We start from the raw sequence: 19,739 nt of genomic DNA, 5'->3' as shown, positions 1-19,739 counted from the left end.
GCCGCCTTGCCGCCGCCCGCGCGCGCCGGCGCGACGTGTCGTGGGGGGCGGGCGCGGCGCTTCTGGGTGTCGGGCAGGCCGCGGCGGAGCTTGCCCGTGCCGAAGCCGAGCCGGCCCGCGTGGCGCAGGGCACTCCGCGGGTGAGCCCGGCGCGGGAGCGGGCCGCGCTCATCTGGCGCGCGTCGACGGGGCGCTGGTAGCGGCGCGGCGCTCAGGCCGCCATGTCGCGGGGCCGCAGGGCGAGCCAGATCNGGGCGCTGGTAGCGGCGCGGCGCTCAGGCCGCCATGTCGCGGGGCCGCAGGGCGAGCCAGATCAGCGCGCCGCCCGCGAGCACGAGGAACGGCACCATGGCGATGTTCACCGCCATCCAGCCTTCCATCGCCGAGCCGCCGGTGCAGTTCATCAGCCCGCCCGAGGCGAGCGAGGCGAAGGTGACGCCGCCGAAGACGATGAGGTCGTTCAGCCCCTGCATCCGGCCCCGCTCCCACGGCTCATGGGCGCCGGCGAGCATCGTGGTCGCGCCGATGAAGCCGAAGTTCCAGCCCACGCCCAGAAGCACGAGCGCCAGGAAGAACTGCTCGAGTTCCACCCCGGTGAGCGCCACCGCCCCCGCGGCGCCGAGGATCGCGAGGCCGGTGGCCACGATGGTCTTGGCGCCGAAACGCGCAATCAGGTGCCCGGTGAAGAAGGAGGGCACGTACATCGCCAGCACATGGGCCGTCACCACGTCCGCCGCATTGCCCTCGGTGAAGCCGCAGCCCACCACGGCGAGCGGCGTCGAGGTCATCACGAGGTTCATGAGTGCGTAGGAGACCGTGGCGCAGATCACTGCGACCGCGATGGTCGGCGTGGTGATGAGCTCCCACCGCGACCGCCCCTTGGGCGCGTCCTCCGCCGGGACGGGCGGCTTGGGGATGTCGAGGGCGAGAAAGAGCGCCGAGCCCAGGACGTTGAGCGCGATGACCGCGAGGTAGGTGCCGAGGAAGGGGATCACGAAGGCCTGGCTCGTCACCTTGACGAGTTGCGGGCCGATGATCGCCGCGGCGAGCCCGCCCGCCATCACGTAGGAAATCGCCTTGGGCCGGAACGCGTCCGTCGCGGTGTCGGCGGCGGCGAAGCGGTAGAAGCCTTGTGCCGACATGTAGAGCCCGGTCAGAAGGCTGCCGGCGAGGAAGATCGGAAAGGACGCGTACCAGAGCCCGATCGCGCCGACCGCGCCGCCCGTCGCGCCGCCCATCGCGCCGATGAAGAAGCCGGTGCGCCGCCCGTAGCGCTGCATCGCCCACGAGAGCGGCGTCGCCGAGATCATCGAGCCCAGAACGATGAGCGAGATCGGCAGCGTCGCGAGGCAGGCATTGGGCGCGAGCGACTGCCCGGCAAGGCCGCCGATGGTGAAGATCATCGGCATCTGCGCGCCAAGAAGCGCCTGCGCGCCGACGAGCACGGTCACGTTGCGTTTCGCGCGCGCGTCGCTGTCGGCGTCGGAGAGAGCGGTATCGGTCATGCGCCTCGTGCTAAGCCCGCCCGCGGCCGGTGGCAAGACCCTCGCATGCCGGAGGCGAGATGTGTTTGGCGGGGCCATGGTGCAGGCGGCCCCGGCGCGCTAGGAAGGGGGCATGGCGGAACGCATCATCGAAACGCCGGACTGCGTGGCCGAGGGCGCGGCGTGGCTCGCCGCGCGCGAGCCGCGCTTCGGCCACGTGCTCTCCCTGACCGGGCCCCTGCCGCTACGCCGCCGGGGCGACGGGTTCTCCGCGCTTCTCGCGGCCATCGTGAGCCAGCAGGTGAGCGTGGCCGCGGCGCGGGCGATCCAGGGGCGGCTCGAGGCCGCGCGGCTCACCGGGCCCCGCAAGATCACCTGGGCGTCGCAAGAGGAGCTGGCCGCCTGCGGCCTGTCGCGCCAGAAGATCCGCTATGCCAAGGCGCTCGCCGCGGCGCGCATCGACTACCGCGCGCTGCGCGCCGCGCCCACCGAGGAGGTCGTCGCCACGCTGACCGATGTGCCGGGCATCGGTGTCTGGACGGCGGAGATCTACGCCATGTTCTCGCTCGGGCGCGCCGACGTCTTCGCGCCGGGCGACCTCGCGCTGCAGGAATCGGCGCGGCTTCTCTTCGGGCTGCCCGAACGGCCGAAGGCGCGCGCGCTGCGCGCCATGGCCGAGGCGTGGTCGCCCTGGCGCGCGGTTGCGGCGCGCGCGCTCTGGGCCTACTACCGCGTGGAAAAGGAACGGGAAGGGATCACATGACGCGTGTTCTTCAGGCCGAGAAGGTGGCGCCGCGATCGGGGGAGACCCGAAATGCGGTTGTGTTCCTGCACGGTTACGGCGCGAACGGCGCCGATCTTCTGGGGCTGGCGCAGCCGCTCGGCGAGCATCTGCCCGACACGCTTTTCGTGGCGCCCGATGCGCCCGAAGCCTGCGCGGGCGCCCCGATGGGGTTCCAGTGGTTCCCGATCCCCTGGATCGACGGCTCCTCCGAGGAGGCGGCGGAGCAGGGGATGCGCGCGGCGGTGGCCGATCTCGACGCCTTTCTGGACGCCTTCATGGTGGACGAGGACCTTATGCCCGAGCAGGTGGCGCTTTTCGGGTTCAGCCAGGGCACCATGCTCGCCCTTCACGTCGCGCCGCGCCGCCCCGATGCCATGGCGGGGATCGTGGCCTTCTCGGGCCGGTTGCTCGCTCCCGAGGTGCTGGCCGACGAGGCGGTGAGCCGCCCGCCCGTGCTGCTCGTGCACGGGAACATGGACGATCTGGTGCCCGTGCACTCCATGCCGGAGGCTGCCGAGGCGCTGCAGAAGGCGGGCTGGAAGGACGTCTACGCCCATGTGATGGAGGGTACGGGCCACGGAATCGCGCCGGACGGGCTGGGCGTGGCGCTGGCCTTCCTGCGCGACAAGCTCAGTTTCTGACGCGGTGCCGGGCCGCGCCGCAGCGCCGCCTCCGGCGGGAGTATTTGGGCCAAGAAGAAGGGCCGGGGCGCGCGCCGCCGGGGCACGTCGCGTGGGTCGGTTCAAAGCCCGCGGTCAGCCCCAGAGCCGGGGCTCGGCGATCTCGAGCGAATTGCCGGCCGGGTCGCGGAAATAGAGGGAGCGCGCGCCGTTCGGCCAATGGAAATCGGCCTCGATCTCCACGCCCGCCGCCTCGAGCCGCGTGCGCCAGGCGTCGAGTTCGCTGGCGGTGGCCGCGAGGCAGAGGTGCCCGGGCCCTTCGGCGCCATGGGGCGGCACGGGCAAGCGGGCGTCGGGGTCCGGCGGCCGGGCCGTCTCGGCAGGATTGAACACGAGCACGATCTGCGCGCCCGCCCGGTAGAAGACGTGCCGGTCGCCCACGCGGCGGATGCGCTCGAGCCCCAGAACGCCGCCATAGAACGCCTCTGCCGCGTCGAGGTCGGCGGCGTAGACCGCCGCCTCGAGCACGCCGCCGGCGGGCGGGGCAGGGGGCAGATCGGATCTGATCATGGCGCGAAAGCCTACCAGCGCGCCCCCGGCCTGTCACGGCACGCCCGGGGCCTGTGGATAACCGTCACGAAGACGTTACAGCCGTCGCGTAGGCGTTCCACGAGACCACTGGATGTAGCGGGGCTTGTCCTTAGCCGAACGCGATATATAGTGGGGACGAGAGATGGAAGAACTGGGGCGGCGCACCCCGCCCCGTTCCCCGCGACAGGGGCTCTGAGGGTGGAGGCGGTGAACCGGATGGATGGTGAATTCAGAACGACTTTCGTGCGTGAACCGGCGGCGCTGAAACAGCATCCCGCCCTCGTTCTGAACGCCGATTATCGCCCGCTGTCGTATTACCCGCTCTCTCTCTGGCCCTGGCAGGAAGCGATCAAGGCCGCGTGGCTCGACAGGGTGGACATCGTCGCGGAATACGACGAGGTCGTCAGAAGCCCGTCGACGAGGATACGCATCCCCTCGGTCGTGGTGCTGAAGGATTATGTCCGACCCCAGAAGCGCGTGGCCTTCACGCGCTTCAATCTTTTTCTGAGGGACGAATTCTGCTGCCAGTACTGCGGCGCGAAGGGCGACCTGACCTTCGATCACGTCGTGCCGCGCGCGAAGGGTGGGATCACCAGCTGGGAAAACGTGGTCGCCGCCTGCGCGCGGTGCAATCTTCGCAAGGGCGCGAAGAGCCTGCGCCAGTCGGGCCTGACGCTGCGCAAGCCCCCGCGGCAGCCGGGCGCGGAAGAGATGCGCAACATGGGCCGGCGCTTTCCGCCCAACTACCTGCACGAGAGCTGGGTGGACTTCCTTTACTGGGACGCCGAACTCGAGGCCTGACCCCGGCCGCGCCGCATCGGCGCAACCCGTCATGCCCGGATGGGAGCTCGCGCGAACGCGCGGTTCATGCGGGCCTTTCATGCCGCCAAAGACCGGCCCGAGCGGAGCTCTGGCAGCCGCTCTCCACGTGTCATGTGCATGCCGGCAAGACGCGCGCCGCCCCGGTGGCAGATGTCTTGCCCGCAGGGGGCATCCGTGCCGGTGATACTGCAGGGCGTGCAAGGCGCGGTGCGCCGCGCGAGATGGCGCGCGACTTTGATGGCCCGGCTTTTCGGATCGGACCGTGTCCGAGACCCGCCGGGGCCCGGGCGCGGGCGCCCGGCCGCCCGCTCAGGCGCGCTGGTTCTGGCGTGCGGTGGCCTGGGCGCTCGGCTGCTGGCTCGCCGCGCCCTCGGCCGGCTGGGCCTGCGTCTGCGGCTGTTGCTGCGCTTTCGCCTTGGAGCCACCGTTCAGGGGATCGTCCTGACGCTGCACCGAGCCCTCGAAATGGGCGCCGGACTCGATCGCGATCGTCTTGTGGATGATGTCGCCCTCGACCCGCGCGGTGGAGGTAAGACGCACCTTCAGGCCACGCACCCGTCCGACGATCCGCCCGTTGATGACCACGTCGTCGGCGGTCACTTCGCCCTTGATGGTGGCGCTTTCGCCGATGGTCAGCAGGTGGGCGCGAATATCGCCCTCGACAGTCCCCTCGACCTGGATATCGCCGGTCGTCTTGACGTTGCCGGTGATGTGCAGATCCGAGGACAGCAGCGATGCGGGGGGTTTCGCCTTGTGCGGCGGCGCCTTGTAATCGCCCTGCTTCGCGGCGGGGGCTGTATCTGCCGTGGCCTGCGGCGCGGCGGTATCCGCCTTGGGGCCGGGATCGTTGATCTTGCTCTTAGAAAACATCGTTGGCAGCCTTGATGTAGGTCATGGGGTTGACGGGCTTCTCGCCGACGCGGACCTCGTAGTGGAGGTGCGTGCCCGTAGAGCGTCCGCTGTTCCCCATATCACCGATCCTCGTGCCGCGCGATACCCTTTGACCGACTTCCACGCGGATACGCGACAGATGCGCGTAGCGCGTCTCGATCCCGAACTGGTGCTGGATCTTCACCAGCCGCCCGTAGCCCGACAACCAGCCGGCATGGGTGACGACGCCGTCCGCGGTCGAATAGATCGCGGTGCCGTGGGGGCCGGCGAAATCGGTGCCGTTGTGCATCCGCCCCCAGCGCATCCCGAAGCCGCTGGTGAAACGCACGCTGTCCTTCACCGGCATGGCGAAGGGCGCCTTCTGGGCCGCGATGCGGTAAAGGTTGAGCTCGTCGAGACGGTTCAGGATGCGGTTGGCACGCTCCGCGTCGGGGTGCGGTGCCTCTCCGCGGGTCGAGAAGGACAGCGGCGTGATCGGCCCCCCGAGGCCCGAATAGCCGCGGCGCACCTCGTCGATCAGGCGGTCGGCGTCGAGGCCCGCGCGTTCGAACATCTTGTCCAGCGGCTCCACCGAGACGGTCATCGCCTCCTCGAGCTGGCGGAAGATCTCGGAATTCTGGTCCTGCATCCGGCGGATGCGTTCGGCCATGCGATCCGCTTGCAAAAGCGCATCCTGCGCATCGGCCACCACCTTGTCGCGCTCGGCGGCGGTTTCCGACAGGGCGCGGGTGAGCATGGCCACCGCTTCGCTGTCGCCGCCATCCCCCAAGCCCTCGACGCCGCCCTCGAGCGCGGCGCGCAGCGTGGCGACCTCCTTGCGGACACGCTCGCGCTCCTTGAGGGCGGTGCGCAGCTTGCCCTGGATCACCTCGAGCCCGGTTTCCATTTCGCGCCGGCGGGTCTCGGAAGCCAGCAGCCGCGACTGCATGACCGAGACCTCCTCGAGCGCGGTGTTGAACCGTTCCTGTGCGGCCAGCGCCTCCGCGGCGCGCGCGTCGCGCTCTGACGAAAGCTCGTTCAGGCGATGCTGGTACGTTTCCATGTCGCGTCTGGCCTGGTCGCGGAAATTCCCCGCGCCAATGCTGTCCATCAGAAGGACCGACGTGGCGATGATGGCCCATGCCACCACGAGCGTCGCGCCCGAGAAGGCCACCGCCTGCGTCGCCGGCCTGAGCCGGATGAACCGCATGTCGTCGTCGGATTTCAGAAAGAGCCGCCGCTCGGGGAAAAAACGTTCCAGGAACGCGTTGATCCTGATCAGAAGACGCGATCGCACGAAGCCCGCCCCTTTTCCTGCCTGTCCCAATGCCGACGCTCGGATCCCCGGTCCGGCGCCTTGGCGAATGGCTTAGCGGCGAGGTCGAAGGCTGACAACCTTTTTGGGCGTTCCCGTCGCGGATGCGCTCCGAATCACGCGAAACCGGCAAGATTCCGCCGAGTCGCGCGAAAACGCCGCGCGCGGGCCTCAGCGTTGCGCGGATGCCAGCGGCCAGTAGAAGTCCGGCGGCAAGCCCGCCTCGGCGCGCTTTTCCTCGTTGAAGGGCGGCTTCAGCGCGCCCTTGAAGTACCGCGCGACGAGCGCGTGAAAGACATCCTTGGGGTCGGCGTTCTCGCGTCCGCAGAGGAAGTGGAACCACTTCGAGCCGTAGGCGACATGCGCCACCTCCTCGGCATAGATCGTTTCCAAAGCGGCAACCGCCTGTTTCGCTTCCGCGCGCTGAAACACGTCGATCATCCCCGGTGTCACGTCGAGGCCGCGTGCCTCCAGCACCATGGGCACCACGGCGAGGCGGCCCATCAGGTCGTCGCGGGTGTCCTCGGCGGCGCGCCACATCCCCGCATGGGCGGGCAGGGCGCCGTAATGGCTGCCCATGGCTTCAAGACAATCGGCGACGAGATCGAAATGCTTGGATTCCTCGTCCGCCGCCTTCACCCAGTCGTCGTAGAAGCCGGGCGGCATCGGCACGTCGGCGAAACGCGCCACGATGTCCCAGTGCAGGTCCACCGCGTTGAGTTCGATATGCGCGACCGCGTGCAAAAGCGCCTTGCGCCCCTCGGGCGAGCCGGGCTTGCGTCTGGGCACGGCGCGCGGGTCGAGAAGCTCGGGCCGGTCGGGCCGCGCCGGGCGGAGCGGCGGGCGCGCATCGCCGAGAGGCAGCGGCGTGCCCGCCGCCCGCGCCTCGAACCAGTGCGCGGCGTGGGCGCGCGACAGCGCCGTCTTCGCCCGCGCGTCGGCGGTCGAGAGCACCTCGACCGCCATGCCGGTCAGCGTCGCGCTCACAGCGTCTTCGCGGCCTCGAGAACCTCCTCGGCGTGGCCCGGCACCTTGACCTTGCGCCATTCCCGCGCGATCCGCCCCTCGGCGTCGATCAGGAAGGTGGAGCGCTCGATCCCCCAGAAGGTCTTGCCGTACATCTTCTTTTCCTTCCACACGCCAAAGCTTTCGCAGACGTCGGACCCCTCGTCCGAGAGAAGCCCGACGTCGAGATCGTGCTTCGCGGCGAACTTGTCGTGGCTGGCCAGGCTGTCCTTGGAGATGCCGAACACCTTCACGCCCGCGGCCTCGAACGCGTCCTTCAAGCCGGTGAAGGCGACCGCCTCCTTGGTGCAGCCCGAGGTGTCGTCGCGCGGGTAGAAGAACAGCACGACCGGCGCGCCGCGCAGCGCGGAGAGCGTCACCTCACCTCCGCCGCTGGCGGGAAGAGTGAAATCGGGGGCGGTTGCGGGGGTGTCGGGCATGCTCTGGCGCTCCTCTGGCTGCGGCCTTGGATATTTCATATTAGGATACGGCCATGACAATCAAACCGATGAGGCGGAAACGGCGATGAGCGGCCCCGGCACCGACGGGAGGGCCGGCGTCCCCTCTGCGGGGCGCCGGCGCGCGGGGCTCTGGGGCCTTGTCGCCCTCGCCCTCGCGCTCGCGGGCCTCGCCGCCGCGGCGCTGTCGCTCGGGGGGCGTGGCGTGGCGGCGCCAGACTGGCTCGTGACCCGGGTCGAGGCGCGGCTTCAGGCGCTGGCCCCGGGCCTCGACGTGGAGTTCGGCGCGCTGACCCTGAGGCTCGGGCCGGAGGGGCAGCCGGTCCTTGGCCTGCGCCGGGTGTCGCTTGCCGATGCCTCGGGCACGGAGGCCGCGACGATCAGCGAACTGGACGCGACGCTCGCGCTGCGGCCGATCCTCTCCGGTCGGTTGGAGCCGAGCGCGCTGCGTGTCGCGGGGGCGATCCTGACGGTCCGACGCGACCGGTCCGGTCGGCTCGATCTCGCCATCGGCACACCGCGCGCGGCCGGGACGAGAGAGTTGCGCGACCTCGTCGCACGGATCGACGAGGTCGCGCTGCGCCCGCAATTCGCCCGCCTCGGTTCGGTGGAGGCGCGCGCCGTCACGCTGCGCTACGAGGACGCCCGGGCCGGTCGGGCCTGGACCGCGGATGGCGGGCGGCTCCGCATCGAGCGGCAGGAGGGCGCGCTGCGGCTGTCGGGCGATTTCGCGCTGCTCTCGGGCCATGACAGGGCCGCGCGGATCGCGCTCAACGCCGAAAGTCCGATCGGCGCCCGGGATATCGCGTTCGGCGTCACCTTCGACGGGATGAGTGCGACGGATATCGCCACCCAGTCGCCCGCGCTCGCCTGGCTCGAGGTGCTGCGCGCGCCGATCTCGGGGGCGCTGCGCGGGGCGGTGGATGGCCACGGCGCGCTCGGTCCGCTGCATGCCACGCTCCAGATCTCCGAAGGCGTGCTGCAACCCTCGCCGGGCACCCAGCCCGTCCCGTTCCGGTCGGCGCGCAGCTACTTCACCTACGATCCCCGCGCGGCAACGATCACCTTCGACGAGATCAGGGTGGACAGCGCCTGGATCAGCGCGCGGGCCGAGGGCCGCGCGCTTCTGAAAGGGTTGGAGACGGGCTGGCCCACCGAACTGGTGGCGCAGATCAGGGTGGCCGACATGAGCGCGGCCGCGGCTGATCTCTACGACGGCCTCGTCACCGTCGAGCGGGCCAGTGCCGACGTGAAGATCCGGCTCGACCCGTTCGAGGTCACGCTGGGCCAGATGGTTCTCGACGACCCCGACCTGCCGCTGCGGCTCTCGGGCCGTGCGTCGGCGCACCCCGAGGGCTGGCGCGTCGCGCTCGACGCATCGGCCGAGATGGTGTCGCCGGAGCAGGTCGTCGCGTGGTGGCCGCCGGGGCAAAACCCCAACACCCGCCGCTGGGTCGCGCGCAACGTGCTTGGCGGTCGGCTGGTGCGGCCCGCCGCGGCGCTGCGCATCGCGCCCGGCGCGTCGCCGCGGGTCCATGTGACGGCGGGGCTCGACGGTGCCCGCGTCCGCGTGCTGCGCGGCTTGCCGCCCGTCGAGAACGGGCGGGGCCACCTGACGCTCGCCGGCGACCGCCTTGCCATCGCCGTCGAGGACGGTCGCGTGGCCACGGCCGGGGGCGGGAGGGTCGACCTTGCCGGGTCCACCTTCGTCATTCCCGATCTCCGGAAGCGCCCGGCACGCGCCGAGATCGGGCTCGAGGCCCGCGCCCCGATCCCGGACGCGCTCTGGCTTCTCGATCAGGCGCCCTTCCGCTTTCTGGAAAAGGCCGGGCGCGGCACCGATCTGGCGAAGGGGCGGGTGCGGCTCGAAGGCCGGGTGACGCTGCCGATGAGGCCCGACATCCCCCGCGACGCGATCGATTTTGCCTTCGCGGGGCAGCTTCTCGGCGTCGAGAGCACGTCGGTCGTGCCGGGCCGGCAGCTCGAGGCGCCGGCGCTCGACCTGGTCGTCGACCGCGAGGCGCTCGTCATATCCGGCGCGGGCCGGATCGACGGCGTGCCCTTCGACGCGGAGTGGCGCGCTCCGCTCGGCGAGGGCGGTCCGGGCCAGGGCAGCCGGCTGAGCGGCGAGGTGGAACTCGGCCGCCGCTTCGCGGAGGTGTTCGCGCCGGGTCTGCCGCCGGACGGGGTTTCGGGTGCGGCGCGTGCCGCGCTCGACGTCGTGCTGCCGCCCGGAGGCCCGCCCAGCTTCACGCTGCGCTCCGACCTTCGGGGCCTCGGCGCGACGTTGCCGGCGATCGGCTGGACGAAGGGCCCGGACGCGCGCGGCCGTCTGGAGGTCGCGGGCGTTCTGGGCGCCCAGGGGCGCGCGCCGCGCATCGACCGGCTGAGGCTCGAGCTTCCGGGACTCGATGCCGCGGGCCGGATCGACTTGCGGGACGGGGGCGGTCTGGCACAAGCGGTCTTCGAGCGGGTGCGCGTGGGCGCCTGGCTCGACACGCAGGTCACGCTGACCGGGCGCGGGCCCGGCATGCCGCCCGAGGTCGCGCTGAACGGAGGCCGACTCGACATGGCGGCCATGCCGGAGCTCGGCGCGGCAGGGGCGGGCGGTGCCGCGGGCGGTCTGATCGTGGCGGCCCTCGACCGGGTCGCGCTGACCGACCGGATCGTGCTGGAGGGGTTTCGCGGCCGCTTCAGCACCGGGGAGGGGATCGCGGGAGCCTTCACCGCCGATGTGGGCGGACAGGCGCCGATCCGCGGCGAACTGATCCCGCGGGCGGGCGGGCGCCCGGCTCTGCGCCTCGCGTCCGAGGACGCGGGAGGCGTCTTCCGCGCGGCGGGACTTCTGCGGCAGGCCTCGGGCGGGGCGATGACGCTCGCGCTGGAACCCGGTCCGCAGCCGGGCTCCCAGGACGGCTTCCTGTCGATCACCGATGTCCGGCTTCGCGATGCGCCGGTCATGGCCGAGCTTCTGAACGCGCTCAGCATCGTCGGATTGCTGGAACAGATGGGCGGGCAGGGCATCTACTTCTCGGATGTGGAGGCACGGTTCCGCCTCACGCCGGATCGGGTGATCGTGAGCCGGGCCTCGGCCGTGGGGCCGTCGATGGGCGTGTCGCTCGACGGCTATTACGGGCGCGCGTCGCGGCAACTCGACATGCAGGGCGTGCTGTCGCCGGTCTACCTCGTCAACGTGGTGGGCGCGCCGCTCACCCGCCGCGGCGAGGGCCTCATCGGCTTCAACTTCCAGATCACCGGCGACGCGCGCGCGCCGCGCGTGGCCGTCAATCCGCTTTCGGCGCTGACACCGGGGATGTTCCGCGAGATATTCCGCCGTCCGCCGCCCCAGCTTTCGCAGTGACCGGCCCGAGGAGCCCCGCAGATGCAGCTCAGCGATTTCGATTTCGACCTGCCCGACCACCTGATCGCGACGCGGCCCGCCCGCCCGCGCTCGTCCGCGAGGCTGCTCGTGGCCGAAGGCGACGGCATCACCGACGCGATCGTGCGCGATCTGCCGGGCTTCCTGCGCCCGGGGGACCGGCTGGTGCTGAACGACACCCGGGTGATCCCGGCGCGGCTTTCGGGTGTGCGGCGGCGCGACGGCGGGGCGGGCCGGACCGAGGCGGCGATCGAGGTGACGCTGCTCGAACCGCGGCCCGGCGGCCTGTGGAGCGCGCTCGTGAAGCCCTTGAAGAAACTCGCGCCGGGCGAGACGGTGCGCTTCTCCGACACGCTCTCGGCGCGGATGCAGGGCCGCGAAGAGGATCGCGCGATCCTCGAATTCAACCTGACGGGCCACGATTTCGACGCTGCACTGGCCGAGGCCGGGGCAATGCCGTTGCCGCCCTACATCGCGCAACGGCGCGCGCCCGACGAACAGGACCGGGAGGATTACCAGACGGTCTGGGCACGTCGGCCCGGCGCGGTCGCGGCGCCAACGGCTAGCCTGCATTTCGACGCGCCGCTTCTCGCCGCGCTCGAGACGGCCGGGATCGCGTTCAGCCATGTGACGCTGCATGTGGGCGCGGGCACCTTCCTGCCGGTGAAGGTGGATGACGTCACCCGGCACAGGATGCACGCCGAATGGGGCGAGGTGAGCGAGGACGCGGCCCGGGACCTGGCGCGGACGCGGGCCGAGGGTGGGCGGATCATCCCGGTGGGCACCACGGCGCTGCGCCTGATCGAGACCGCGGCGCAGGCCGGCGAGATCGCGCCATGGCGCGGCGATACCGACATCTTCATCTACCCCGGCTTCGCGTTCCGCGCGACCGACGCGCTGATGACCAACTTCCACCTGCCGCAGTCCACCTTGATGATGCTCGTCTCGGCGCTGATGGGGCAGGACCGCATAAGGCGGATTTACGCTCACGCAATCGAATCCGGGTACCGGTTCTTCTCGTACGGCGACGCATCGCTCTTGATCCCGGAGCGGTAGGCTGTAAGGCGTGCGGGCCGCGACAGGACATGGTCGCGGACGGGACAGCGCGCCGGGCCGCGGCGGGTGCAGAGTGAAACCGTTCTTGCGGGTCGAGGGCCGATGCTGAGCGTTCTGAGCAATTCCTGGGCCCTGCTTCTGGGCATGTTCCTCCTGATGATCGGCAACGGCCTTCAGGGCACGCTGCTCGGCGTGCGCGGCGAGATCGAGGGATTCTCGACCGCCGAGATGTCGATCGTGATGTCGGCCTATTTCGCGGGCTTCCTCGGCGGCTCGCGGCTCGCGCCCGAGATGATCCGGCGCGTGGGCCATGTGCGCGTCTTCGCCGCGCTCGCTTCCATGGTCTCGGCGGTGCTGATCCTGTTCCCGGTCTTCACCGACCCGTGGCTCTGGACGATCGGGCGGCTGCTGGTGGGGTTCTGCCTTTCGGGGGTCTACGTCACCGCGGAAAGCTGGCTCAACAATGCCGCCACGAACCAGAACCGCGGCCAGACGCTGTCGGCCTACATGATCGTGCAGGTGGTGGGCATCATCACCGCGCAGGGGCTTCTGGTGGTGGCGGATCCGTCGGGTTTCGTGCTTTTCGTGATCCCGTCGGTGCTGGTCTCCATCTCGTTCGCGCCGATCCTGCTGTCGATCTCGCCCACGCCCGCCTTCGACACCGCGAAGCCCATGACCCTGCGCGCGCTTTACGGGGTTTCGCCGCTGGGCGTGATGGGAATGCTGCTGCTGGGTTCGGTGTTCGCGGCGCAGTTCGGGATGTCGGCCGTCTACGGCGCGGCCGCCGGGCTTTCCCTGGGCCAGATCTCTGTCTTCGCGGCGATGTTCTTCGTGGGCTCGCTGGTGGTGCAGTATCCGCTCGGCTGGCTTTCGGACCGGATGGACCGTCGACTGCTGATCCTGGTCTGCTCGGCGGTGGGCGCCGTGGGCGCGGCGTTGGGCTATGCCTCGGGGCAGGTCTTCGAGGTGCTGCTCGTCGCGGCCTTCGTGATCGGCGGCGTGTCGAACCCGCTCTACTCGCTTCTCATTGCCTACACGAACGACTTCCTCCAGCCCGAGGACATGGCCTCTGCGTCGGGCGGGCTGTTGTTCATCAACGGGCTGGGCGCCATCGCCGGCCCGGTGGTCACCGGGCAGATCATGCGCATCCAGGGGCCGGCGGGTTTCTTCGTGGTGATCGCCTTCTTCTTCGCGGCGCTGTCGATCTACGCGGCCTATCGCATGACGCAGCGCCCCACCCCGGCGACGGAGGACGCGGCCAGCTACGCGCCGGTCGGTCCTACCTCCACCCCGGTGGCGGTTGAATTCGCGCAGGAATACGCCATCGAGGTCCAGGCCGAGGAAGAGACCGCGGCAGCCGATGCGCGCGGCCCGACATCGGACGCGGCCTGATGCGCTTCGATCAAGGCTGAAGCGGTCTGTTGCAATTCGTTACTGTAAACCGCGATGCTCCGGGCATTACCTTGTGGAAACCTGGTGGAGGACCAGTTGCGGAGGAGACAGGGCGCATGGGTGACGTTGACGGTATTCTGAGTTTCTGGCTGGACGAGGTCGGGCCGGATGAGTGGTACAAGGCGGACGACGCGCTGGACGAAGAGATCCGTCGGCGGTTCCTGCCGCTCTGGGAAGGCGCCTGCGAGGGCCGTTTCGCGATGTGGCTCACCTATCCCGCGGGGTCGCTGGCCTACATCATCCTGACCGATCAGTTTCCGCGCAACATGTTCCGCGGCGAGGGGCGCGCCTTCGCCACCGACCGTGCCGCGCTCGCCGCCGCGAAGTCGGCGATCCACCGCAAGTGGGATCTGCGCATCGACGAGCCGGCGCGGCAGTTCTTCTACCTTCCGCTCATGCACTCGGAGAACCTGTGCGACCAGGATCGCTGCGTGCGCCTCATCCACGAGCGCATGCCCGAAACCGGCGCCGACAATCTGACGCACGCCAAGGCGCACCGTGAAGTGATCCGCCGCTTCGGCCGCTTTCCCTACCGCAACGCGGCGCTCGGCCGCGCGAACACGGCGCCCGAGCGCGCGTTCCTCGACGAGGGCGGCTACGGCGCGGCGGTGCGCGAGTTGCAGGTCGCGGTCTGACGCACCGCGCGCGTTGAAGCGCCCGGGCGGATGGTTTAGCGTCAAACCATCTTCGCGCGGGAGGCTTCAGGCATGGCAGAATCGAGTTTCGACATGGTGGTGATCGGGGCGGGCCCCGGCGGCTACGTGGCCGCCATAAGGGGGGCGCAACTCGGCCTCCGGGTCGCCATCGTCGAGCGCGAGCACATGGGCGGCATCTGCCTCAACTGGGGCTGCATCCCGACCAAGGCGCTGCTGCGCACCTCCGAGATCTTCCACCTGATGCATCGCGCGGGCGAGTTCGGCCTGAAGGCCGCGGATCTCGGCTTCGAGCTCGACAAGGTGATCGCCCGCTCGCGCAAGGTGGCCGGTCAACTCTCGTCCGGTGTCGATCACCTGATGAAGAAGAACAAGATCACCGTGCTGCGCGGCGAGGGCCGCCTTGCCGGCAAGGGCCGCGTGGCGGTGAAGACCGACAAGGGCGAGGAAACCTTGTCCGCGAAGGCCGTGATCGTGGCCACCGGCGCCCGCGCGCGCGAGCTGCCCGGGCTCGAGGCCGACGGTGAGCGGGTCTGGACCTACAAGCACGCGCTCAAGCCGCCGCACATGCCCAAGAAGCTTCTGGTGATCGGGTCGGGCGCGATCGGCATCGAGTTCGCCAGCTTCTACAACACCATGGGCGCCGAGACGACCGTGGTCGAGGTTCAGGACCGCATCCTGCCGGTGGAGGATCCCGAAATCTCGGCCTTCGCGAGGAAAGCGTTCGAAAAGCAGGGCATGAGCATCCGGCCCTCGTCGGTGGTCAAGAAGCTCGAGCGCGGCAAGGACAAGGTGACCGCCCATATCGAGAGCGACGGCAAGACCGAGACGCTGGAGGTCGACACCGTGATCGCGGCCGTGGGGATCGTCGGCAACACCGAGGGGATCGGCCTCGAGGAGGCCGGCGTCACGGTGGAGCGCGGGCAGATCAGGGTGGATGCGATGTGCCGCACCGGGGTCGAGGGCGTCTACGCCATCGGCGACATCGCCGGCGCGCCATGGCTCGCCCACAAGGCCAGCCACGAGGGGGTGATAGTGGCCGAACTCGTCGCCGGCGGCGATCCCCATCCCGTGCGCCCCGAGCAGATCGCGGGCTGCACCTACTGCCACCCGCAGGTGGCGAGCGTGGGCCTGACCGAGCCCGCGGCCAAGGCGGCCGGCCACGAGATAAGGGTGGGCCGCTTCCCGTTCATAGGCAACGGCAAGGCCATCGCGCTCGGCGAGCCCGAGGGCCTCGTCAAGACGATCTTCGACGCTGCGACGGGCGAGCTTCTGGGCGCGCACATGATCGGCGCGGAGGTGACGGAGCTGATCCAGGGCTACGTCGTGGGCCGCACGCTGGAGACGACGGAGGCAGAGCTGATGCAGGCGGTTTTCCCGCATCCGACGCTCAGCGAGATGATGCACGAATCCGTGCTCGACGCCTACGATCGCGTGGTCCACATGTAGAACGCCTGCGCAGGCGCCCCGGCACCCGGCAAACCGACGGGCCGGGACGGTGCCGCGCGTCGGCTGCACCGTCCCGGCCCGGAGAGCCTTCGCTCAGGCGCTGCGGCGGCGTCCGCCCCGGCGCCCGCCGCGCCCGCCACCGCCCGCGGCGGCCTGCGCCCGGGCGGCCTCGGGGAAGGGCGTGCCGCCCTGCACGGCCTCGAGCACGCGGGCGAAGCGGATCCAGTCGCTGCCGTTCGGGTCGTTGTTCATCAGGAAGTTCGCGGCCTTGATCGCCTCCATCTCGACCTGGCGCACCGGGTTCATGATCGCCGAGGTCATGCCCGAGGCGATCGCCATGGGCAGGAAGGCCGCGTTGATCCCGTGCCGGTTCGGCAGGCCGAAAGAGATGTTGGAGGCCCCGCAGGTGGTGTTCACGCCCAGCTCGTCACGCAGCTTCCGCACGAGAGAGAAGACCTGCCGCCCCGCCGTCCCCATGGCGCCCACGGGCATGACGAGCGGATCCACGACGATGTCGTGGGCGGGAATGCCGTGATCGGCCGCGCGCTCGACGATCTTCTTCGCCACCGCGAAGCGCACCTCCGGATCCTCGGAGATGCCGGTGTCGTCGTTCGAGATCGCCACCACGGGAATGTTGTACTTCTTCACGAGCGGCAGGATCGCCTCCAGGCGCTCCTCCTCGCCGGTGACGGAGTTGAGAAGCGGGCGGCCCTCCGCCGCGTCGAGCCCCGCCTCGAGCGCGGCGGGCACCGAGCTGTCGATGCAGAGCGGCACGTCCACCAGCCCCTGCACGAGCTCGATCATCTTCCGCATGAGCGGCGGCTCGGTCTCGTTGGGGTTGGGGTTGGAGTTGTAGACGACGCCCGCGTTCACGTCGAGCACCATCGCCCCGCAGGCCACCTGCTCGAGCGCGTCCTTCTCGACGGTGGAGAAGTCGCCCGCCTCGAGTTCGGCGGCGAGCTTCTTGCGGCCCGTCGGGTTGATGCGCTCGCCGATCACGCAGAACGGCTCGTCAAAGCCGATGGTGACGGTCTTGGTCTTGGACTCGACGACGGTGCGGGTCATGTGATGCCTTTCAAGCTGCTGTTGCGGGCGCGGCGGCGGCGCCGCCATGCGCCTGGGCCCACTCGGCATTGGCCTTGATGCCGCCGAGCGGGAAGAAATGGACGTTGGTGATGTTGAAATCGGGATTGCGCGCCTTGTGCGCGGCGAGTTCGGCCACAACCTCGGTCGGCTCGTAGGGCAGCAGCAGTTTCGAGACGTCCATCGCCCGTTTCTGCAGCACCTTGAGCGAGGGGCCGACGCCGCAGGCCACGGCGAACTTGATGAGCGTCTGCAGCTTCGCGGGCCCGGCGATGCCGATGTGGATGGGCAGCGTGATGCCTTCGGCGCGAAGCCGGTCCGCCCACGCGATCAGCGGCTCTGCGTCGAAAGCGAACTGCGTGACGATCGCCATCTCCGCGTCCGTGCGCCGGGAGAAGTCCTGTTTCCAGCGAAGCGACGCGTCCACGGTCGCGCTGCCGCCCGCGGGGTCGATGTCGCGGTTGCCCTCGGGGTGCCCGGCCACATGCAGGCGGCGGAAGCCGGCCTTGTCGAACAGGCCGCTTTCCATGAGCTGCATGGAGCAGTGGTAATCGCCGTGAGGCTTTTCCACCCCGCCGGCCAGCAGCAGCGCCTCGCGCACGCCCGCCTCGCCCTGGTAACGGGCGATCCAGTCCGCGAGCGTGGCCTCGTCCTTGATGATCCGCGCCGGGAAATGCGGCATCGGCTCATAGCCCTCGGCGCGCAGCCGTGCGGCGGTGGCCACCATGTCGGCAATGGGCGTGCCCTCGATATGGGCGATGTAGACCCGGGTGCCCGCGGGCAGGAGGGTGCGGAAATCCTCCACCTTCTCGGCGGTGCGCGGCATCACCTCGATGGAGTAGTTCTCGAGGAAAGCCTCGAACTCGGGGCGCGCGGGACCGGGCGCGCCCGTTTTCCGCTGGCCGAATTTCAACAGCGCCATGATGGTCTCCTTCAAACGCATGGGGCCGTCAGGCCCAGCCGTCATTCGCGATGAGCGCCCGGAGCCGCTCCTGATCATAATCCGCGTCGAGGCGCGCGGCCTCCGCTTCCGCCACCTCGGCGGGATCGCCCTCGACCTCGTAGGGCGCGGCCTTGCGCCACTCGGCCAAATAAGCGTCGGTGTCCGCCGCCCCCACCTTCATCGCCGCGCGGTCGATCGCCTGTTCGAACCGCTCGGGCAGGGGCTTCTTTGATCCGCGCCGGCCTTTGCCCACGATGACCTGCGCGGGTATGTCGCGCCAATAGACGATGGTGACGTCCGGCATGGATGATTCCCTCGCTTCGGTTGGTCCTCTCTAGAGCAGCGAGCTCCGGCGCCGATGCTTGATTTCGACAATTGCGCCGCGCGAAGCGACAGGGCCGCGTCGCACCGCAAGACAGCACCAGCCTAAGGCGGGGCCGCGCGCTGCGCCACAGACGGGCGCCGGAATTCTACTCAGCTTCTGCATGAGGCGCGTTCAACAACCCTGACGTGCGTGGCGCGCGGAATCCGCGCGCGCACACCTTGCCGGAACGGCCGTCGCACCGTATCTTGGGAGCAAGTTGAAATCGGAGGGCGTGTGACATGGCGCCCAGGCGTCCCAAGGGTGCGGGCGCTGTCCCGGTTCCGGTCGAAAGCCCCGCGCCCGCGCGGCCCGATCCCGCCGAGCTTTACGCCGCGCTGGATTTGGGAACCAACAGTTGCCGCATGCTGATTGCCCAGCCCAAGGGCAGCCAGTTCCATGTGGTGGACAGTTTTTCGAAAACCGTCCAGCTCGGAATGGGGCTGGAGCGGTCGGGCAACCTCAGTCGTGGCTCGATGCGCCGCACGACGCAGGCGCTGCGTATCTGTCAGCAGAAGATCCAGCGCCACAAGGTCCGCCGGATGCGCCTCGTCGCGACAGAGGCCTGTCGGCGCGCGGGCAACGCCCGCGATTTCCTGCGCCAGGTCGAACGCGAGACGGGCCTCGCCCTCGAGATCATCCAGCCCGAGGAGGAGGCGCGGCTCGCCGTGATCTCCTGCGCGCCGCTCGTCTCGACCCGGACGGAGCAGCTTCTGGTGGTCGATATCGGCGGCGGCTCGACCGAGCTTGTCTGGATCGACCTCTCGTCGGTGCCCAACCGCGAGCGCCCGCGCGCGATCATGCGCCTGCACGCGGGCTTCCACCCCACCGACAGCCCGTTCCCGGCGGCCAAGGTGGTGGACTGGATCAGCGTGCCCCTCGGCGTGGCGACGCTGCGCGACCAGTTCCGCGACGTGGAGGACGACGCGGCGCGCTATGCGCTGATGAGCTGGTTCTTCGAGGAGAACCTGGCCGATTTCGCGCCCTACAAGGACGAACAGGCCCGCGAGGGATTCCAGATCGTGGGCACGTCCGGCACGGTGACCACGGTGGCGGCGAGCCATCTGGGACTCAAGCGCTATGACAGGACCAAGGTGGACGGGCTGCGCATGACCTCCGACCAGATCGACCGGGTGATCCGCGACTATCTCGCCATGGGGCCCGAAGGACGCCGGCGCGATCCGCGCATCGGGCAGGACCGTCAGGCGCTGATCATGTCGGGCTCCGCGATCCTGCAGGCGCTCTTGCGCGTCTGGCCGACCGATCGCCTGTCGGTGGCCGACCGGGGCTTGCGCGAGGGGCTGCTCTACGCGCAGATGACGGCCGACGGGGTGCTCGAGGACGGCCCCTTCTGAGCGTGCGGGGGACCGAGAATTTTCGATCGAAAATTCTCGCGGCGCCGGACCCGGCGAGG

18 protein-coding genes and 1 pseudogene are annotated in these 19,739 nt (G+C 69.9%); 10 read left to right on the top strand and 9 right to left on the bottom strand.

Annotation, left to right across the window (positions count from 1 at the left end; translation table 11 throughout):
* Nucleotides 1-200: pseudogene (locus AB6A66_RS11780) on the top strand (phytoene synthase); the annotation flags it as partial.
* 75 nt (nucleotides 201-275) lie between these two features.
* Here the strand turns inward: AB6A66_RS11780 and AB6A66_RS11775 are convergent.
* Nucleotides 276-1,505, bottom strand: coding sequence for an MFS transporter (locus AB6A66_RS11775; RefSeq protein ID WP_371056050.1), 1,230 nt, complete (start codon nucleotides 1,503-1,505; stop codon nucleotides 276-278).
* A 112-nt stretch (nucleotides 1,506-1,617) separates the two neighbouring features.
* Between AB6A66_RS11775 and AB6A66_RS11770 the strand changes: the two genes are divergently transcribed.
* Nucleotides 1,618-2,247, top strand: a complete 630-nt coding sequence (locus AB6A66_RS11770; RefSeq protein ID WP_371056049.1) for a DNA-3-methyladenine glycosylase — start codon at nucleotides 1,618-1,620, stop codon at nucleotides 2,245-2,247.
* Nucleotides 2,244-2,909, top strand: a complete 666-nt coding sequence (locus AB6A66_RS11765; protein ID WP_371056048.1) for an alpha/beta hydrolase — start codon at nucleotides 2,244-2,246, stop codon at nucleotides 2,907-2,909. Before AB6A66_RS11770 ends, AB6A66_RS11765 begins: the two co-directional genes overlap by 4 nt.
* A 114-nt stretch (nucleotides 2,910-3,023) precedes the next feature.
* Here the strand turns inward: AB6A66_RS11765 and AB6A66_RS11760 are convergent, their stop codons facing one another.
* Nucleotides 3,024-3,458 (bottom strand): VOC family protein, encoded by a 435-nt coding sequence (locus tag AB6A66_RS11760; RefSeq protein ID WP_371038562.1) that lies wholly within the window; start codon nucleotides 3,456-3,458, stop codon nucleotides 3,024-3,026.
* A 237-nt stretch (nucleotides 3,459-3,695) separates the two neighbouring features.
* Between AB6A66_RS11760 and AB6A66_RS11755 the strand changes: the two genes are divergently transcribed.
* Nucleotides 3,696-4,280, top strand: a complete 585-nt coding sequence (locus AB6A66_RS11755) for an HNH endonuclease (RefSeq protein WP_371038561.1) — start codon at nucleotides 3,696-3,698, stop codon at nucleotides 4,278-4,280.
* Between the two features lie 330 nt (nucleotides 4,281-4,610).
* On the opposite strand, the gene AB6A66_RS11750 is transcribed toward AB6A66_RS11755, so the two are convergent.
* The 4 genes from AB6A66_RS11750 to AB6A66_RS11735 form a co-directional block, all read right to left on the bottom strand.
* Nucleotides 4,611-5,171 carry a polymer-forming cytoskeletal protein gene (locus tag AB6A66_RS11750; RefSeq protein ID WP_371038560.1) on the bottom strand — a complete coding sequence of 187 codons (561 nt, stop codon included), beginning with the start codon at nucleotides 5,169-5,171 and terminating at the stop codon, nucleotides 4,611-4,613.
* On the bottom strand, nucleotides 5,161-6,468 hold the full coding sequence (locus AB6A66_RS11745) for a DUF5930 domain-containing protein (RefSeq protein ID WP_371038559.1): 1,308 nt from the start codon (nucleotides 6,466-6,468) through the stop codon (nucleotides 5,161-5,163). Before AB6A66_RS11745 ends, AB6A66_RS11750 begins: the two co-directional genes overlap by 11 nt.
* A 189-nt stretch (nucleotides 6,469-6,657) precedes the next feature.
* On the bottom strand, nucleotides 6,658-7,452 hold the full coding sequence (locus AB6A66_RS11740) for a ferritin-like domain-containing protein (protein WP_371056051.1): 795 nt from the start codon (nucleotides 7,450-7,452) through the stop codon (nucleotides 6,658-6,660).
* A 17-nt stretch (nucleotides 7,453-7,469) separates the two neighbouring features.
* Nucleotides 7,470-7,931 (bottom strand): peroxiredoxin, encoded by a 462-nt coding sequence (locus AB6A66_RS11735; protein ID WP_371056047.1) that lies wholly within the window; start codon nucleotides 7,929-7,931, stop codon nucleotides 7,470-7,472.
* A gap of 85 nt (nucleotides 7,932-8,016) precedes the next feature.
* On the opposite strand from AB6A66_RS11735, the gene AB6A66_RS11730 reads away from it, so the two are divergent.
* The 5 genes from AB6A66_RS11730 to lpdA all read left to right on the top strand — a co-directional run bounded on the left by AB6A66_RS11730 (nucleotide 8,017) and on the right by lpdA (nucleotide 15,938).
* Nucleotides 8,017-11,310: a DUF3971 domain-containing protein gene (locus tag AB6A66_RS11730; RefSeq protein WP_371056046.1), complete on the top strand. Its 3,294-nt coding sequence runs from the start codon at nucleotides 8,017-8,019 to the stop codon at nucleotides 11,308-11,310.
* A gap of 21 nt (nucleotides 11,311-11,331) precedes the next feature.
* The gene (queA, locus tag AB6A66_RS11725; RefSeq protein WP_371056045.1) at nucleotides 11,332-12,384 is read left to right on the top strand and encodes a tRNA preQ1(34) S-adenosylmethionine ribosyltransferase-isomerase QueA; all 1,053 of its coding nucleotides are present in this window, start codon (nucleotides 11,332-11,334) and stop codon (nucleotides 12,382-12,384) included.
* 102 nt (nucleotides 12,385-12,486) lie between these two features.
* Complete coding sequence (locus tag AB6A66_RS11720) at nucleotides 12,487-13,776, top strand: MFS transporter (protein ID WP_371038555.1); 1,290 nt, start codon at nucleotides 12,487-12,489, stop codon at nucleotides 13,774-13,776.
* 116 nt (nucleotides 13,777-13,892) lie between these two features.
* Nucleotides 13,893-14,471 carry a DUF924 family protein gene (locus tag AB6A66_RS11715; protein WP_371056044.1) on the top strand — a complete coding sequence of 193 codons (579 nt, stop codon included), beginning with the start codon at nucleotides 13,893-13,895 and terminating at the stop codon, nucleotides 14,469-14,471.
* A gap of 72 nt (nucleotides 14,472-14,543) precedes the next feature.
* Nucleotides 14,544-15,938 (top strand): dihydrolipoyl dehydrogenase, encoded by a 1,395-nt coding sequence (gene lpdA / locus AB6A66_RS11710; RefSeq protein ID WP_371056043.1) that lies wholly within the window; start codon nucleotides 14,544-14,546, stop codon nucleotides 15,936-15,938.
* 93 nt (nucleotides 15,939-16,031) lie between these two features.
* On the opposite strand, the gene AB6A66_RS11705 is transcribed toward lpdA, so the two are convergent.
* The 3 genes from AB6A66_RS11705 to AB6A66_RS11695 are packed head-to-tail and all read right to left on the bottom strand — an operon-like array spanning nucleotide 16,032 to nucleotide 18,268.
* Nucleotides 16,032-17,003 (bottom strand): methyltetrahydrofolate cobalamin methyltransferase, encoded by a 972-nt coding sequence (locus tag AB6A66_RS11705; protein ID WP_371056042.1) that lies wholly within the window; start codon nucleotides 17,001-17,003, stop codon nucleotides 16,032-16,034.
* Between the two features lie 10 nt (nucleotides 17,004-17,013).
* A complete protein-coding gene (locus tag AB6A66_RS11700) occupies nucleotides 17,014-17,943 on the bottom strand; it encodes a methylenetetrahydrofolate reductase (RefSeq protein WP_371056041.1) in 930 nt (309 codons plus the stop codon).
* Between the two features lie 28 nt (nucleotides 17,944-17,971).
* On the bottom strand, nucleotides 17,972-18,268 hold the full coding sequence (locus tag AB6A66_RS11695; protein ID WP_371038550.1) for a virulence factor: 297 nt from the start codon (nucleotides 18,266-18,268) through the stop codon (nucleotides 17,972-17,974).
* Between the two features lie 299 nt (nucleotides 18,269-18,567).
* Here AB6A66_RS11695 and AB6A66_RS11690 point away from each other — a divergent pair, with 299 nt between their 5' ends.
* The gene (locus tag AB6A66_RS11690; RefSeq protein ID WP_371038549.1) at nucleotides 18,568-19,680 is read left to right on the top strand and encodes a Ppx/GppA phosphatase family protein; all 1,113 of its coding nucleotides are present in this window, start codon (nucleotides 18,568-18,570) and stop codon (nucleotides 19,678-19,680) included.
* Nucleotides 19,681-19,739: the final 59 nt, after the last annotated feature.

The sequence above is a fragment of the Rhodosalinus sp. K401 genome (assembly GCF_041365735.1).
Lineage (GTDB): Bacteria > Pseudomonadota > Alphaproteobacteria > Rhodobacterales > Rhodobacteraceae > Rhodosalinus.
The sequence above is the reverse complement of the archived record's forward strand: the minus strand, read 5'-3'. Positions and strand labels throughout refer to the sequence as shown.

Bases quoted from the DNA above. Each gene is read 5' to 3' on its own strand.
- AB6A66_RS11735 (WP_371056047.1), bottom strand. From the start codon at position 7,931: ATGCCCGACACCCCCGCAACCGCCCCCGATTTCACTCTTCCCGCCAGC.
- AB6A66_RS11750 (WP_371038560.1), bottom strand. From the start codon at position 5,171: ATGTTTTCTAAGAGCAAGATCAACGATCCCGGCCCCAAGGCGGATACC.
- AB6A66_RS11770 (WP_371056049.1), top strand. From the start codon at position 1,618: ATGGCGGAACGCATCATCGAAACGCCGGACTGCGTGGCCGAGGGCGCG.
- AB6A66_RS11690 (WP_371038549.1), top strand. From the start codon at position 18,568: ATGGCGCCCAGGCGTCCCAAGGGTGCGGGCGCTGTCCCGGTTCCGGTC.
- AB6A66_RS11730 (WP_371056046.1), top strand. From the start codon at position 8,017: ATGAGCGGCCCCGGCACCGACGGGAGGGCCGGCGTCCCCTCTGCGGGG.
- lpdA (WP_371056043.1), top strand. From the start codon at position 14,544: ATGGCAGAATCGAGTTTCGACATGGTGGTGATCGGGGCGGGCCCCGGC.
- AB6A66_RS11715 (WP_371056044.1), top strand. From the start codon at position 13,893: ATGGGTGACGTTGACGGTATTCTGAGTTTCTGGCTGGACGAGGTCGGG.
- AB6A66_RS11760 (WP_371038562.1), bottom strand. From the start codon at position 3,458: ATGATCAGATCCGATCTGCCCCCTGCCCCGCCCGCCGGCGGCGTGCTC.
- AB6A66_RS11765 (WP_371056048.1), top strand. From the start codon at position 2,244: ATGACGCGTGTTCTTCAGGCCGAGAAGGTGGCGCCGCGATCGGGGGAG.
- AB6A66_RS11705 (WP_371056042.1), bottom strand. From the start codon at position 17,003: ATGACCCGCACCGTCGTCGAGTCCAAGACCAAGACCGTCACCATCGGC.
- AB6A66_RS11700 (WP_371056041.1), bottom strand. From the start codon at position 17,943: ATGGCGCTGTTGAAATTCGGCCAGCGGAAAACGGGCGCGCCCGGTCCC.
- AB6A66_RS11720 (WP_371038555.1), top strand. From the start codon at position 12,487: ATGCTGAGCGTTCTGAGCAATTCCTGGGCCCTGCTTCTGGGCATGTTC.
- queA (WP_371056045.1), top strand. From the start codon at position 11,332: ATGCAGCTCAGCGATTTCGATTTCGACCTGCCCGACCACCTGATCGCG.
- AB6A66_RS11755 (WP_371038561.1), top strand. From the start codon at position 3,696: ATGGATGGTGAATTCAGAACGACTTTCGTGCGTGAACCGGCGGCGCTG.
- AB6A66_RS11775 (WP_371056050.1), bottom strand. From the start codon at position 1,505: ATGACCGATACCGCTCTCTCCGACGCCGACAGCGACGCGCGCGCGAAA.
- AB6A66_RS11740 (WP_371056051.1), bottom strand. From the start codon at position 7,452: ATGGCGGTCGAGGTGCTCTCGACCGCCGACGCGCGGGCGAAGACGGCG.
- AB6A66_RS11695 (WP_371038550.1), bottom strand. From the start codon at position 18,268: ATGCCGGACGTCACCATCGTCTATTGGCGCGACATACCCGCGCAGGTC.